We start from the raw sequence: 14,870 nt of genomic DNA on the forward strand, positions 1-14,870 counted from the left end.
AGAACGGGTCGGTGGCCCAAGGTGAGGCTCTCGATCCCCTTGGACCACCGACGCCCTATCGCTACCCGTTCGTGAGCGGGCTAACCACTTCCGCCAGCAAAGGTGGGAGAAGTTCCCGAAGAACGTCGATGCCGTCCCGGCTCAGCACCGACTCCGGATGGAACTGCACCCCGGCGAACGTGCGCCCGCGCAGCGCGTGCACCGCCCCGTCCGCCGGGTCCCGGGCGATCTCCACCGGCCCGTATCCGGACGTGATCGTCGTCCCGTCGGCGACCGCCGCGAAACTGGAGTAGAAGCCGACCCGCCGGACCGTCCCGAACAGGTCCACGTCCCGGGCCAGCCCCTGATAGGTCTGCGCCCGCCGGAACAGCGCCAGCCCCAGGTGCGCCGCGAGCAGCTGCTGGCCCAGGCAGACCGCGAACAGCGGCCGCCCGGACGCCAGCCGGGCCGCCACGATCGCCCGCATCGCCACCATCTTCGGCTCCCCGGGCAGCAGTGACGGGTCGCCCGGGCCGGGCCCGACCACCAGCAGGTCGGCGTCCGGCACCGGGGCGGACCACGGCACCACCGAGACGGTCAGCCCGAGCGCCTTCAGCTGGTGCGCGAGCATCGCGGTGAACGTGTCCTCGCCGTCCACGATCACCGCGGACCGGCCCAGGAGCGCCGGGACGGCGAGCGCCCCCGCCTCCCGGGAGTCCAGCCAGAACCGCGCCAGGTCGGTGTTCCGCCCGGCGAGCGCCGCCTGTTCGGCCGGGCCGGCCACGGGCGGGAGCGACGTCCGTACCGGAATGGTCGCCGCACCCAGAGCGGACAGCAGGCCGGCCGCCTTGGTGTGGGTCTCGGCCACCTCGCCCGCCGCCGTCGAGTGCCGGACCAGCGTCGCCCCGACCGGCACCCGCAGCGTGCCGTCCGGCGTGATCTCCGCGGTCCTGATCAGAATCGGCGCGTCCAGCGACTGCGTGCCGTCGTCGTCCACCGACAGCAGCGCCAGCACCCCGGCGTAGTACCGCCGCCCGCGCCGCTCGTGCCGCGCGATCACCCGGCACGCGTTCTCGATCGGGCTGCCGGTCACCGTCGGCGCGAACATGGTCTCCCGCAGCACCTCCCGGACGTCCAGCGAACCCCGTCCGGCCAGCAGATACTCGGTGTGCGTCAGGTGCGACATCTGCTTGAGGTACGGCCCGGCCACCTGCCCGCCGTGCTCGGCGACGGTCGCCATCATCTTCAGTTCCTCGTCGAGGACCATGTACAGCTCCTCGACCTCCTTCGGATCCCGCAGGAAGTCGATCAACTCGCCGGATCCGTGCCGGAACGTCCCGCTGATCGGATTCATCATCACGATGCCGTCGTTGACGCTGACGTGCCGTTCCGGCGTCGCCCCGACCAGCGTGCGCGTGCCGGTATGCACCAGGAACGTCCAGTACGTCCCCTGCTCCTGGGTCAGCAGCCGCCCGAACGCGGCCCGCGCGGCGTCCACCGGATCCCCGTCCACCGACGCCTCGAACACCCGATGGATCACGAAGTTCGCACCCTCGCCGTGCCCGATCTCGTCCCGCAGCACGTCCTCGACGATCGTGCCGTACTCGTCGTCGTCAAGATCGAACCGCCCGCCGGAGACCCGCAGCTCACCGGCGGGAAACTCACTCAGCGGCCGGGTCGTCCGCTCCCTGACCAGCAGGCACTCCAGCGGCGCCCCGTCGTCGACACAGTCGAAACCCCGTTCGGCGATCTGCCGATAGGGGACCACGGCCAGCACCGGTTGCCCGGGTTCGAGCGGAATGTTCGCGAGCGTATCCACGGTGATCACGTCACCGGTGAGCACCTCGACGTACTCGGCGCCGTCGCGGTGCAGAAGAGCGAAAGGCATGGTTCCTCGTTCCGGGCCAGGCGTCCGCCCACCGAGATCGACCATGCAGAAACGGCCGCCTCGACGAGGCGGCCGCGGTTGTTACGCGCGAAGTGGGGCCGCCGTCAGGCGTGCCACCACATGCTCAAGCGCGTGCTCATGCCCGGCAGCCTAGCCGCGCGCTCCGGCCCGGCGCCATCCCGCCGCGCGCGATTCCCACCATTCAAAACCATGCGACGGTACGGCCGTGAAACGCCCGCCCCCACGAGACACGCGGCGGCCCGGTCCGTCCCACCCCGGCCGCGCCTTGCGCGCCCGGCCTCCCGTCCCGCTCAGCGGTCCCCTCCCCGCAGCCCCCCGGCCCGAATTCAGGCGGCGAAGGCGAGCCGGACCGCGGACCGCGCCCACCGCATCCGGCCGATCGCACAGTCCGGATGCTCGCCGAACTCCTGAGCGACCAGCGCCGCACACCCACTCTCCCCGAGGCGGGTGACCGCCGCCGTGATCGCCTCCCGGATCACCTCCAGCGTCGGCTCCTGCGAACGCTGCACGTCCGAGACGAAGAGTGCTTCGGTACGGACATCGTCGACAATCGCGGTCATCGGTCCCTCCCCGGTCGGGTCAACGGCATGCTTGGTGGCGCGAAGATCAGCACACTCCTGCCGGGTGGCAGCCCAGGCGCACCCGGGTTGCAGCCGGGTTGCGAACGCCAATCCAAGGACCGCCCGCCATATCCTCTGATAACCCGATATGGTCATCATGACTGATACCGATCGAGGGGAGCTGCCGTGACCACGGTCCTGGTGGCCGACGACGACGCCGACATCCGCGACCTGGTGGCCTTCAAGCTGGAGCAGGCCGGTCTCGAGGTGCTGACGGTCGGGGACGGTCAGGCCGCCGTCGAGCAGGCCCGTGCGCACCGCCCCACCCTCGCCGTCCTGGACGTCTCCATGCCGTTGCTGTCCGGCATCGAGGTCTGCCGCCTGCTCCGGGCCGACCCCGCCACCGCCGGCATGCTGATCATCATGCTCACCGCCCGGGTCCAGGAACAGGACGTGGAAGGCGGCTTCAGCGCCGGCGCCGACGACTACGTGACGAAGCCCTTCAGCCCCCGGGAACTGGTCTCCCGGATCCAGGCCCTGCTGACCCGGGCCCGCACCTGACCACGCCGAACGACCGGCGGCGCAATGCGCCACCGGCCGTCCGGAACAAGTGCACTAGCTGAAGTCGTAGCCCCCGCCGGTCCCCGGAACCTTCGACGGCAGCCCGCGCCGGACCCGCTCCGCCCGCAGCCCGGTGTCGATGATGTCCCAGGCCGCGCCCACCGCCACCAGCCCGATGATCCCCAGGTTCAACCAGTGCCGGAAGTCCCCGCCGTGCAGATCGAGGAACCCGTGGAACTCCGGGTTGAAGAACCGGTCGGTGGCCAGCAGCCAGATCAGCGGCGCGGCCCACGCCACCGTCAGGATCGCGTTCACCACCGTGACCGTCCGGGTCCACGTCCCGATCCGGTGCAGCCACACGTAGTAGAACGCCCGGAGCACGAACAGCCCGATCAGCACCGGCCACCAGAACGTCCAGTTGGCCGGGTCGAGCAGCGGCACGTCGGTGAACGTGAACTGCTGCAGGACCAGGGCGGCGATCAGCAGCACGAGCCACACGATCCCGGTGATCATCTGCCCCAGGGTGGCGCGATGACCCTCGTACCTCGGAAGGTCCTTGAGCGACCAGTTGACCTTGAGCTGGGTGCCGGTCCGTTCCGCGATGGCGAAGACCAGGGTGACCCAGAAGCAGAGGTGCGCGCCGACGGTGAACCCGCTGCCGACCACCCCGCCGATGATCTTGCCGATGTTCGGGTCGTCGATGATCTGGACGACCACGCCGACCGTGACGACGATCGGCAGGATGGTCCAGAGCAGCACCTTGAGCAGGCGCCGCCAGAGCGGGAATAGTTCCGGCCCGATCAGGTAGAGCGGGCGCCCCGCGTACTGATCAGCGAGTTTCTCCGGATCGCCGAGCTCGGTGAGGGTGGTCTCGACGGCGGCCTCGGGGGTCTCCCCGGCCTCGATCCGGGCGTCGACCGCGTCGTCGATGGACGCGCGCAACTCCCGGTCGATGTCGGCGCGCTGCTGCTCCGGGATGCGGCGCAGGGCGGTGAAAACGTAGCGGTCAACCAGGTTCGTCATTACTCCGCACCTTCCTTGAAGAGGTCACCGATGGCGCGGTCGATCCGCGCCCATTCGTCGCGCAGGGTGTCGGCGAGGGTCTCGCCCTGCTCGGTGGTCCGGTAGAACTTCCGCGGCCGGGGCTCCTCGGTGTTCCACTCGCTGGTCAGGAGCCCCTGCGCCTCGAGCCGGCGCAGCAGCGGGTAGAGCGTGTTCGCCTCGACCTCGAAGCCGGCCCGGCTCAGCGTCTCGAGGAGCGAGTATCCGTAGCCGGGGGTGCGCAGGACGGTGAGGCTCGCGACGACCACGGTGCCGCGCCGCAACTCCTGCAGATGCCCCGCTAGCGTCGCATCCATTGTCATGTGAGAAACGATAGTGTGCGACGCACACTATGGCAAGCGGATACAGCAAAGTAGCCCACAACCATATGGTTGCGGGCTACTTTGAGGGGATATGTCTAGTCGTTGACGGCCTTCAGCAGCCCTTCGAGGGCAGCGGCGGTGAACGGGCTGCCCGGGAACATCGCCATCCGGCTCAGCGGCAGGCTGTTCAGCATCATCAGCATGCCCGGGTCGGACGCCATCGCCGCCATCGTCGAGTCCCCGGCCCCGGCCGCCGCCGAGGCGAACAACTCGCCGAGCAGGTCGGCGCCGCGCGGGTCGGCGAACCACTCGCCGACGCTGGACTCCGCGGTCAGCGGCACCCGCGCCGGGTCCCCGGCGACGTGCTGGGTGGCCGTCGCCCGGATGTCCCGCGACGACGCGCCGACCTCGACCAGGTAGGCGCCGTCCTCGACGATCCACCGGTCGAGCCGGGTGTCCCAGTAGGCCAGGTCGTCCCGCTCGACGTGCAGCACCACGTCCACGGTCTGACCGGCCGCGACCGGCACACTGGCGAAGGCCTTCAGCTCGCGCGGCGCCCGCCGCACCGCGGACCCGGGCAGGCTGAGGTACGCCTGGACGACCTCCCGGCCGTCCCGCCCGCCGGTGTTGGTCACCGGGACGCGGATCTCGAGGCCGGCCGGCGACGACGAGACCGTGGCCACGCCGTACGAAAAAGTGGTGTAAGAAAGTCCGAAGCCGAACGGATAGGACACCGCGGTCCGGCGCGCGTCGAACCCGCGGTAGCCCACGTGCAGCCCCTCGCCATACCGGACGTGCCCGTGCTCCCCGGGAAAGTCCAGGTAGGACGGGTGATCCTCGATCCGGACCGGGATCGTCTCGGCCAGCCGCCCGGACGGATCGACCCGCCCGAACAGCACGTCCGCGATCGCGCTGCCGCCGGCCTGCCCGAGCAGCCAGCCCTCCACGATCGCCGGCACGCGCGCCTCCCACGGGCTGGTCAGCAGCACCGCGCCGTTGGAGAGCACCACGATCGTGTTCGGGTTGACCGCGGCGACCTGCTCGATCAGCGCGAGGTGCTCGGCCGGCAGGTCCAGCGAGTCCCGGTCGGCGCCCTCGGTCTCGTGCACGGTGCCGACGAAGACGAGCGCCACGTCGCTGGCCCGGGCCGCCTCGACGGCCTCGGCGGGGTCGTCATAGCCCGCCGCGAACGTGACGGCGGCGCTGGTCGACGCCTGGATCTGGGTGAGCGCGTCGTCCAGCCGGGTCGGCGTGATCTGCGAGCTGCCACCGCCCTGATACCGCGGCGTCCGGGCGAACTCGCCGAGCACCGCGATGGACTGGCCCTCCGCGCGCAGCGGAAGGAGCCCGCCGTCGTTCTTCAGGAGCACGATCGCCCTTCCGGCGATCTCCCGGGCCAGGTCATGGTGCGCGGCCGCGTCATAGCTTCCGGCTTCGCGCTGCCCGGCCTTCAGGATCATTTCCCGTACGAGGTCAGCCGACGCCCGCAGCGCGGCGGCGTCGAGCGTCCCGTCCGCCACCGCGTCCGCCAGCGCCTGGTCCCCGGTCGCGTCCGGCCCGGGCATGGTCAGGTCCAGCCCGGCGCGGACCGCCGCGACCCGGTCGACCACGGCGCCCCAGTCCGACACGACCAGGCCCTCGAAGCCCCACTCGTCCCGCAGCACCTCGGTGAGCAGCCAGTGGTGCTCGCTCGCGTACACCCCGTTGACCCGGTTGTAGGCGCACATCACGGTCCACGGCTGGGCCTTGGTCACCACCCGGTGGAACGCCCGCAGATACATCTCCCGCAGCGTGCGCTCGTCCAGGTCGGCGCTGACCCGCATCCGGTCGGTCTCCTGGCTGTTCACCGCGAAGTGCTTGAGCGACGCGCCGACCCCCTTGCTCTGCAGGCCGCGCACCCACTCGGTGGCGAGCACGCCGGTCAGGATCGGGTCCTCGGAGAAGTACTCGAAGTTGCGGCCGCCGAGCGGGCTGCGCTTCAGGTTGACGCCCGGGCCGAGCAGCACGGCCACGTCCATCGCCCGGCACTCGTCGCCGAGCGCCTCACCCATCCGGCGCAGCAGCTCCGGATCCCAGGTGGAGGCGCTGGCCACGGCCGGCGGGAAACAGGTGGCCGGGACCCCGGCGAGCAGGTCACCGGCGGCGGCCTGCATGCGCACGCCGTGCGGCCCGTCGGTCACGGTGATCGCCGGAAGACCCGCCGACTCGACGGCGGTGGTGCTCCAGAAGTCGCTGCCGCTGGTGATCGCCGCCTGCTCGGCGGTGCTGAGCTCAGGGTTCATGACGTCGGCCCGTCCCTTACTGAGTACCTACTAGGTATTAACTACTTGGTAACATAGCCAGGCCCCCGGGTCGTGGGCAAGAGGCTGCCGATAGGAACACGCTGTGACCACCGCATCACCCCGCCGCCGCGACCGCGCCCGGCTGCCGGCCCCCGAGCGCCGCCGGCAGATCATCGACGTGACCACCCGCCTGATCGCCGAGCGCGGCTTCTGGGGCCTGTCGATGCAGGATGTCGCCGACGACTGCGGCCTGACCGTGCCCGGCCTGCTGCACCACGTCGGCTCGAAGGACCGGCTGCTGGTCGCGGTCCTGGAACACCGCGACGAGCAGGACCACCGGTCGCTCACCGAGGCGCTCGGCCGGCCGGAGACCGAGGTGCCACTACCCGAGATCTGCGCCGCCCTGGTCGAACGGAACGCGGCCCAGCCGGAGATCGTCCGGCTCTTCGCGGTCCTGGAGGTCGAGTCGCTGGCCCCGGACCACCCGGCCCACGAGTACTTCCGCGCCCGCCAGGAGAACACCATCCGGGTGATGACGACGCTGGCCCGGACCCACGGCGTACCGGAACCGGAAACCCTGGCCCGGCAGGTGATGGCGCTGATGGACGGCCTGCAGATCCAATGGCTCCGCGACCCCGAAGGCCTCGACCTGATCACCGCCTGGAACACCGCCGCCAAAGCCCTGTTCTGACGGGTGGGTCAGGCGCCCAGCCAGGCGCGGACTTCGGCGATCTCCTCGTCGCTCAGGGCGATCGCCGCCGCCTCCGCCCGGTTCAGCACGTTGTCGGCGAAGGCCGACGCGATCTCGGCGGCCTGCGGCGGCGGCTGCCGATACAGCGGCGCCCCGCCGAACGCCGTCCCCCGGGTCACGAACGCGATCGCGCTGCGGCTCACGTCGACCCCCTGGGCGGCCAGCTGATCGCGGGCCCACCGGGTCGCCTCGGTCAGGTTGAAGTGGTGCCCCCCGGCGTAGTCGGCGAGCGCCTGGTAGACCGGCGGCCACATCTCCCGGGCCAGCCGCGGCAGGCTGAGCAGCGCCGACAGCCGGCCGACCGGCTCCGGGGCCGGGCCGGTGCTGACCCCGGACTCGGGCGGGTCGTGCCGCGCGGAGTCCCACAGGAAGTGGTTGGAGTATTTCGCGGCCGGCAGGCTCAGGCTCTCCAGCGCGCGGACGAACCCGCCGTTGCCGAACCAGTTCGTGTCGTCGATGCTCGGGCCGAGCTGGCGGCGCAGGTCGTGGGCGAGCGACGCCAGGTTGAGCGGGCCGCCGGCCGCCGTGTAGCGCCAGGTGACCAGGTCCCGGAACTGCTCGAAGGAGACCGGCGTCTCCGGGTCGACCGGCGTCACCGGCGCCTCGTCGCTCTCCACCGGCTCGCCCTGGACCAGTTCGAGCAGCTCCTGGCTGGTGATCAGCCGGTCGGCGACGGCGATGAACGCCTCGGCCGCGTCGGACGGCGAGACGATCGTGGTGCGCCGGTCGGCGCGACGAAGTCGTACCAGCAAGGGGGTCATGTCGGAATCGCCGGAGGCGATGACGAATTCCTCGAACGTCACCGGGTCGGCGACCGCGTCGACGGCGTCGACCACCATCCGGATGTCGGCGGCGTTCTTGGTGTGGGTCAGCCGTGGGCAGTCGATCACCTCGAAGCCGGCGTTGACGAAGAACGGCCGGAACTGCGAGTAGTAGAGGCGCTGCTGGGTGGCGCCGGTGTCCGGGTTGGGCACCCAGCCGCCCGGGTTCATGTAGCAGCGCAGGATCAGCCAGCGTCGCGGGCCGTCGACGGTCAGGGACGTGGTCAGGCGGACCAACCACGCGGCCGGGTCCTTGGCGAACTGGATCGCCACGTCCGGGTCCTGCTTGATCAGTCCGCTGAACACGTTGTCGAAGTCCAGATACAGTGCGGCGCGTACACGGGCCATGACGGAGAACCTACCGTGCCTGCGCCGCACAAACTCTCAAAGGCGACGACGGCGGCCCGCGCCGGCCACCAGCGCGACGCCGACCGCGGCCAGTCCGACCTGCAGGGCGAGCTCGATCCAGTCGATGCCGTCGGTGTCGTCGACCCCGAGGGCCGCCGCGATGAACGTGCCGGCCAGCCCGGCCACGACCCCGACCAGCAGGGTCAGCCAGATCGGCAGGCTCTGCTTGCCGGGCACCACCAGGCGCCCGAGCCAGCCGATGATCAGGCCGAAGACGATGCCGGTGAATATGCCGTTGATCTCCACGACTCAGCTCCTTTGACGGTCAGTGCGTGTCCACGATCTCGCGGCCGAGCGGCCAGAACGCCACCGGCGCCAGCTTGAAGTTCGCGAACCCGAACGGGATGCCGATGATCGTGACGCACTGGGCGATCCCGATCACGATGTGGTGCAGCGCGATCCACCAGCCGAAGAGGACCACCCAGAGGACGTTCGCCAGGACCGAGGGGGCGCCGGCGCCCGGGCGGGACACGACTTCCCGGCCGAACGGCGCCAGCGAGTAGATCGCGATGCGTCCGGCGGCGATGCCGAACGGGATCGTGACGACCAGCGCGAAGCAGATCAGCGCGGCGAGGCCGTAGCCCAGGAACATCAGGAAGCCGCTGCCGAAGATGAACCACAGAACGTTGAGAATGAATCGCACAAGCCACAGCATGAACCTGGGGGGCCACCCTTAGGGGTACGGGTCGCACAGGATGGACGCCGCGGTCCCGCCGGAGCGCGGTTGGCTGGGTCGTGCGACTCGTCCAGGTTCTCGATCTTCTGCACCGGCTTCACGAGGCCAGCGGCCACCCGGAGATCGCCGCGGTGGAGCGCTTCGGCACCGACGCCGCGCCCGGCGGCCCCTCGCCGGCGGGACTGCGGCTGCGCTACGACACCGGGTCGTTCGCGTACCTCTGGGGCGCGGTCTGGGCGGGGGAGACGCCGATGGCCGTACCGGAGGAATTGCCGCCGCCGAATCGCCGGGCCTCGCGTGCCGCGGTTTTCGCGGCCCAACTGCTGGACGCCGCCCGCCCGGCGGATCTGCGCGGCTGGGAGCTGGTCGCGCTGCGCGATCTGGGCCCGGTCGCTGAGCGCGGCAAGGTTCCCCTCGGCTTAAGGATCAACTGCGCCGACGGTACGGCGTTTCTCCTGCGCGCCACCGCGGCGGGCGGCCCCACCCGGGAGCCGGACACCGAACCCCACCCGGACTACCGCATCCCGGTCATCGCAAGCTGAAGACCTCGCCGCGCGGGGTGAACGGGAGTCGGGCGCCGCGCGGCATCAGGTACGCGTGCGCGCGCCGGACCCGCAGCACGTCGCACTGCCCGTCGGTGATCACCAGGATCGGACCGTCCGGCGGGAAGTCCGGCGCGCGTTCCAGCAGCGTGATCGCCGGCTGCAGGACCGTGCCGCCGCGACCGCGGACCCGGACCCGCCCGGCGATCTCGTCGACCGGCAGGTACCCGGCGTCGTAGGCGGCCGCGTCGCAGAACACCACGCGGGCCGCCGGGACGTCCCGGGCCGTGGCGTACGACGCGATCGCGCCCAGCGCCTTGCCCATCAGCGTGGTGCTCATCGAGCCGGACGTGTCCACCACCACCCCGAACGTGGCCCGCCGCACCGGCTCGTCGGGCCGGTGCCACCCGGGGCGCGGGATGTCCGGCGTGGACGCCTGACGGCGGGACGGGCGGGCGTACGACCGCACCGGCTCGGCCCCCGGCACGTGCTCCTCGAACCACCGGGCCAGCCGCACGTCCCATGGCAGCGGCGGCTGCTCGAGGACCCGGATCTCCTGCTCCAGGCCGGCCGGGAGCAGCCCGCGGCCGGTGCTCAGGTGGTAGGCGTGCCCGGTCAGCAGCGCCCGCCGGCAGTACTCGTCCAGGTCCACGCCGCCCGCGCGCCGGCCGGCCCAGACCGGCGGCTCGCCCAGCATGTCGCCGAGCCCCCGGCCCCGCAGCGTCGCCAGTTTCCGCATCCGCCGCAGGTCCCCGGCGATCCGGTCGTAGACCGTCTCGGCCGAGGCCGCCGCGTCGGTCAGCGCCGGGTCGTACAGCGTGCCGTCCGGCATCACCCCGACGCCCATCTCGATCAGCCAGCCGTTGATCACGTAGTCGCAGGCGACGTTCCACAGGTACGGGTCGCGGTGCCCGGCCCGGTCGGCGTGCCGGAGCGCGGCGTGCAGCATCTCGTGCGCGAGCACGAACCGCCACTCCGGTTCGCTCAGCCGCCGCACCGGGTTGACGTAGATCTCGCCGGCCTCCGCCGACACCGCGGCGATCGCGATGTCCTGCTCCCGGGCCAGCTCCCGGTCGTCGACCAGGGTGAATCCGGCCGCCACCCCGCCCAGCAGCGGGTAGTGCTGCAGGAACCAGCTGAACGCCAGGTCGTACTCCGTGCGGTGCGGCCCGGAGCCGAACTCGGTCGCCCGGGCGCCGCCGGCCATCTCCACGCCGACGGTCGCCGCCTCGGTCAGCCCGAGCGCGAACCGCTGCGCCCAGTCGACCCCGTGGCCGCGGCCCGGCGCGCAGTCGTCGCGCAGCGGGGTCACGTCCGGCGTGGCGGCGCCGCAGGCGGCCAGCTCGGCGGGCACGCCGGTGTGCCGCCACCGCTCGGCGAGGGCGGCCTCGTCGGCGGTCGGCAGCGTGTCCGGCACCGGGACCGGCGGCCGGCCCAGCTTCACCTCGCGCTGGAAGCGGGCCACCGCGACGCAGGCGGCCGCCCGGGCCGCGTCGTCGGGCAGCGCGTCCGGCCGGGTGTGGCCGAAGCCCAGGTGCAGCAGGCAGTGCGCGAGCACCCAGTGCCACTCGTCGGCGTCCAGCCGGCGGTGCCGGGTCAGCCGGATCACGCCGTCCTCGTTGACCTGGGCGATGCCGGGCAGGCCACCCTCGGTGAACCGGTAGTCCGCGCCGCGCTGCCGCCAGCTGTCCTCGACCATCGGCGCGAAGATCCGGCTGTGCGCGATCCCGTCCCAGGCGCTGCGGAAGTCGAGGCTGTCCGGGTCGGGCTGCTCGGTGCGACGGGCCATCGCGGCCGCCTCAGGCCCGCGCCGCGACCAGGCGCGGCAGGTCGCGGCTGATCTCGACCAGGAACCAGGCCGGCAGCACCGGGCGACCGGCCTGATCCGGCGCGATCACCGGGCGGCCGCACTCCAGGGACAGCTCGGCGAGCTCGACCAGCATCGCCTTGGCCCGGTGCGCGAACTGGCGCAGGCCCGGCGACGCGTGCTCCTTGCTGGCCGGCAGGTCCTTGGTGAGCCGCGCCCGGAACGCCTCGGCCAGGAAGTAGAGCAGGTCCCGGTCGGCCGGGGCGGCCGGCCAGCCGACGTCGCCGCGGACGATCGCCTCCAGCCCGAAGCGGTGCCGGACGATCTTCACGTAGCCGGTGAACGCGGTGGCGTGCGGCGGGCCGAGCGTGCCGGCGGCGAGCAGCCGGATCATCTCCTCGCCGACCCCGTCGCCGTACGAGTGCAGCGCGTCGGAGAGCATGTGCCAGCTGCGCGGGGTGGAGAACGTCTCCTCGGTCTTCGGCGGGGCGGACCACAGGTGGTCGGGCCGCTCGGCGAGGTAGCCGAGCACCCACGGGTGGATGCCGGCGGTCGCGGCCCAGTTCACCCAGTCCGGGTACGCCGCCCGCAGGTGCACGTGGATCATGCGGTTGACCAGTGCCGACGCCATCGGACGGGCGAGCGCGTTGTCGCTGGCCCGGTTCCCGGCGCCGATCACGATGGAGCCGGCCGGCAACTCGTACGCCCCGATCCGGCGGTCCAGGATCAGCGAGTAGAACGCCTTCTGCACGTCCGGCGAGGACGCGTTCAGCTCGTCCAGGAACAGGCAGTACGGCTCGTCCCGGGCGATCGTCTCGGGCGGCGCGAACCGGCTGCGCCCGTCGATCAGCTCCGGGACGCCGATCAGGTCCTCCGGGGCGAGCTGGGTGCCGACCAGGGTGACGCAGTCCAGGCCGAGCGCGGCGGCGAAGTCGCGCACCAGCGAGCTCTTGCCGATGCCCGGGGCGCCCCACAGGAACACCGGCCGGGCCACCGCGACATGCAGGAGCAGGTCGGGCAGCTGGGCCGGGGTCACCGTGATCGCGGAGTGCATGGCGATCAGTCTGCCGGGCACTCGCGATCGACGGCAGCGATTATCCGCCGCCGGTCATCGAGGCGCCGGCGCCGTTCGTGGTGGCGAGGTACGTGGTGGCGGGCAACCGGCCATCGGCCGTACGGGAACCCTCAGCGACCTTGGGATCGGCGGACCGGAAGCTGACCGCCTCGCCCTGCCAGGAATTGTGGGTCGCCTTGACCGCGCCGGAAAGGACCTGCTCACCCTGGGTGTTGCCGAGCGCGACGTTGTAGCGCAGGGCGGCCGGCGCGGTGCCGACCGCGAACCCGAGGCCGGTGTTCTGGAACGCGGTGTTGTTACCGAGCGTGAGCGCCGCGGTGTTGCCCTCGTCGACGAAGCCGTGCCCGCCGTTGTTCCACGCGGCGTTGTGCCGGATCGTGTGCGCGGCGGCCGTGGACGGGGTGCCGCCGCCGATCGCGAAGCCGTTCGCGCCGTTGCGGAACGACCAGTTGTACTGCACGGTCACCGCGCTCGCGAAGTCGCCGAGGTTGATCCCGTCGCCGCCGTTGCGGAACGCCCGGTTGCCGCGCAGCTGGTTGCCGCCGCCGTCGCCGAACTGGACCGCCAGCCCGGAGCCGCGGTTGTCGTGGAAGTCGCTGTCCAGAACCTGGTTCCCGCTGGTCCCGGCGTCGCGGAGCATCAGCCCGGCACTGCCGGCGCCGTGGATGACGAGGCGCTGAAAGAGATCATTTTTACAAGATTGGCAGACGTACGCCTGGCCGGGCGCGCCCGTGATCTCCAGGTCCCGCACGGTCCAATAGCTCGCTTGCTGGGTGATCGCCCACTTGTCGGCGGGGATGCCGGACATGTCGAGGATCGGGCGCTCGCCGGTGGCGGCGGTCAGCGTGATCCGCTTCGTGGCGGTGCCGCTCGTGGTGATCGTGATCGGACTCGTGGTCCTGTAGGTGCCGCCCCGAAGGGCGATCGTCTGGCCCGCTTTGACGGTGGCGACCGCCTTGGCGACGGTGGCGTAGGGGTGCTCGGCGGTGCCGTCACCACTGTCGTTGCCGGTCGGTGAGACGAAAATTTCGGCTTTTGTCGGAACTTTTGCCGATGTTGTGGTCGGGGCCGGCAGGGCGCTCGGTGGCGGCGTGGTCGCGGAGGCGGTGACCGCCGGCGGCGCGACCGACAGCGGAGCGCCCGGCTCGGCGGGGGAGTGGTAGACCGCGTACGCGAACCCGCCGCCCACCACGGCCGTCGCCGTTGCCGCCACCAGGACCTTGTTCTGCAGCGCGGCGACCAGCACGGTCCCCTTCGCGGCGGAGACCACGGCCGGCGCCGCCGACCCGCTGTGGATCGCCGCCTGCACGGCCGCGGTCAGCGCCAGCGGCACCGGCAGCGCGGCCATCCCGAGCAGCAGCTGCTCCGGCGGGACCAGCCCGCCCTGGCGGACCCGGCAGCGCGCGCAGTCCCGGACGTGCCGGGCCAGCCGCTTGCGCCAGACCGAGTCGGTGGTGCCGTCCCAGAACCGGACCAGGTCCGACAGCTCCGGGCAGAGCGGCCTGGCACGCAGTGCCCGGACCACCCCGCGGGCCAAATCCACCTGCGCCTTCATCCGCTGCACCCGGACCGCGGCGTGCTTCGGCTTGACCCCCAGCGAGGCGGCCAGCTCGGCCCGGCCGATCCGCCCGGACGCCTCCTGCCACCAGAGCGCGAGCAGCTCCCGGTCGGTGTCGTCGAGCCAGCGGCCGGCCTCGGCCAGCTCCCGGCGCTGCTCGGTGACGACCAGCTCGGCGGTGGTCCGCTCGGCGAAGTCGCCGGCCGGGTCGGCCACGTCGACCGGCTCCGGGTGGCGGCGCAGCAGGGTCATCTTGCGGGACCGCAGGTGCATCTGGACCTGCCGGTACGCGATCGCGACCAACCATGACCGGAAGCGGTCAGGCTGACGCAGGGTGGTGAGTCCGCGGATCGCCTTCAGCATCGTCTCCTGGACGATGTCGTCGACGTCCGGGTGGCCGTCCAGGGCCCGCCCGACCACGTTGTAGATCAGCGGCAGGTGTCCGGTGACGAGCCGGTCGAGGGCGTCGAGATCGCCGGCCTGCGCGTCGCGGACCAGGTTCGTGGTGTCCCACGCGACCGTCGCCCGACTCTCCGACACCGTCTCGCCCTCTCCGTAGTTCCCGCTCTCAAGCTCG

14 protein-coding genes are annotated in these 14,870 nt (G+C 71.8%); 3 read left to right on the forward strand and 11 right to left on the reverse strand.

Features of this window, described 5'->3' with window-relative positions:
* Positions 1–61: 61 nt before the first annotated feature.
* Positions 62–1,867, reverse strand: a complete 1,806-nt coding sequence (locus tag L3i22_RS09640) for a chorismate-binding protein (protein ID WP_221326618.1) — start codon at positions 1,865–1,867, stop codon at positions 62–64.
* A gap of 347 nt (positions 1,868–2,214) precedes the next feature.
* Positions 2,215–2,448 carry a hypothetical protein gene (locus L3i22_RS09645; protein ID WP_221326619.1) on the reverse strand — a complete coding sequence of 78 codons (234 nt, stop codon included), beginning with the start codon at positions 2,446–2,448 and terminating at the stop codon, positions 2,215–2,217.
* A 186-nt stretch (positions 2,449–2,634) separates the two neighbouring features.
* Here L3i22_RS09645 and L3i22_RS09650 point away from each other — a divergent pair, with 186 nt between their 5' ends.
* Positions 2,635–3,009 (forward strand): response regulator transcription factor, encoded by a 375-nt coding sequence (locus tag L3i22_RS09650; protein ID WP_221326620.1) that lies wholly within the window; start codon positions 2,635–2,637, stop codon positions 3,007–3,009.
* A 54-nt stretch (positions 3,010–3,063) separates the two neighbouring features.
* Here L3i22_RS09650 and L3i22_RS09655 read toward each other — a convergent pair whose 3' ends face one another.
* From L3i22_RS09655 to L3i22_RS09665, 3 genes are all read right to left on the reverse strand, one after another.
* Positions 3,064–4,032: a permease prefix domain 1-containing protein gene (locus tag L3i22_RS09655; RefSeq protein ID WP_221326621.1), complete on the reverse strand. Its 969-nt coding sequence runs from the start codon at positions 4,030–4,032 to the stop codon at positions 3,064–3,066.
* Entirely contained in the window at positions 4,032–4,373 is a 342-nt protein-coding gene (locus L3i22_RS09660) for a PadR family transcriptional regulator (protein ID WP_221326622.1), read from the reverse strand. Before L3i22_RS09660 ends, L3i22_RS09655 begins: the two co-directional genes overlap by 1 nt.
* Positions 4,374–4,468: 95 nt before the next feature.
* Positions 4,469–6,655, reverse strand: a complete 2,187-nt coding sequence (locus L3i22_RS09665; protein WP_221326623.1) for a glycoside hydrolase family 3 C-terminal domain-containing protein — start codon at positions 6,653–6,655, stop codon at positions 4,469–4,471.
* 103 nt (positions 6,656–6,758) lie between these two features.
* Between L3i22_RS09665 and L3i22_RS09670 the strand changes: the two genes are divergently transcribed.
* Complete coding sequence (locus L3i22_RS09670) at positions 6,759–7,346, forward strand: TetR/AcrR family transcriptional regulator (protein ID WP_221326624.1); 588 nt, start codon at positions 6,759–6,761, stop codon at positions 7,344–7,346.
* A gap of 8 nt (positions 7,347–7,354) precedes the next feature.
* Here L3i22_RS09670 and L3i22_RS09675 read toward each other — a convergent pair whose 3' ends face one another.
* From L3i22_RS09675 to L3i22_RS09685, 3 genes are read right to left on the reverse strand one after another with little or no spacing between them, the layout of a single operon-like run.
* Complete coding sequence (locus tag L3i22_RS09675; protein WP_221326625.1) at positions 7,355–8,575, reverse strand: NYN domain-containing protein; 1,221 nt, start codon at positions 8,573–8,575, stop codon at positions 7,355–7,357.
* 36 nt (positions 8,576–8,611) lie between these two features.
* Entirely contained in the window at positions 8,612–8,881 is a 270-nt protein-coding gene (locus L3i22_RS09680; RefSeq protein WP_221326626.1) for a GlsB/YeaQ/YmgE family stress response membrane protein, read from the reverse strand.
* Between the two features lie 19 nt (positions 8,882–8,900).
* Positions 8,901–9,290 carry a YccF domain-containing protein gene (locus L3i22_RS09685; RefSeq protein ID WP_221326627.1) on the reverse strand — a complete coding sequence of 130 codons (390 nt, stop codon included), beginning with the start codon at positions 9,288–9,290 and terminating at the stop codon, positions 8,901–8,903.
* Between the two features lie 80 nt (positions 9,291–9,370).
* Between L3i22_RS09685 and L3i22_RS09690 the strand changes: the two genes are divergently transcribed.
* The gene (locus tag L3i22_RS09690) at positions 9,371–9,853 is read left to right on the forward strand and encodes a hypothetical protein (protein ID WP_221326628.1); all 483 of its coding nucleotides are present in this window, start codon (positions 9,371–9,373) and stop codon (positions 9,851–9,853) included.
* Here L3i22_RS09690 and L3i22_RS09695 read toward each other — a convergent pair.
* From L3i22_RS09695 to L3i22_RS09705, 3 genes are read right to left on the reverse strand one after another with little or no spacing between them, the layout of a single operon-like run.
* On the reverse strand, positions 9,840–11,642 hold the full coding sequence (locus tag L3i22_RS09695) for a hypothetical protein (protein WP_221326629.1): 1,803 nt from the start codon (positions 11,640–11,642) through the stop codon (positions 9,840–9,842). The two genes, L3i22_RS09690 and L3i22_RS09695, sit on opposite strands and share 14 nt — an antisense overlap.
* 10 nt (positions 11,643–11,652) lie before the next feature.
* Positions 11,653–12,696, reverse strand: coding sequence for a MoxR family ATPase (locus L3i22_RS09700; protein WP_221329882.1), 1,044 nt, complete (start codon positions 12,694–12,696; stop codon positions 11,653–11,655).
* Between the two features lie 58 nt (positions 12,697–12,754).
* Positions 12,755–14,833, reverse strand: a complete 2,079-nt coding sequence (locus L3i22_RS09705; RefSeq protein ID WP_255658076.1) for a sigma-70 family RNA polymerase sigma factor — start codon at positions 14,831–14,833, stop codon at positions 12,755–12,757.
* Positions 14,834–14,870: the final 37 nt, after the last annotated feature.

This window comes from Actinoplanes sp. L3-i22, from assembly GCF_019704555.1.
In the GTDB taxonomy this organism is placed as follows: Bacteria; Actinomycetota; Actinomycetes; order Mycobacteriales; family Micromonosporaceae; genus Actinoplanes.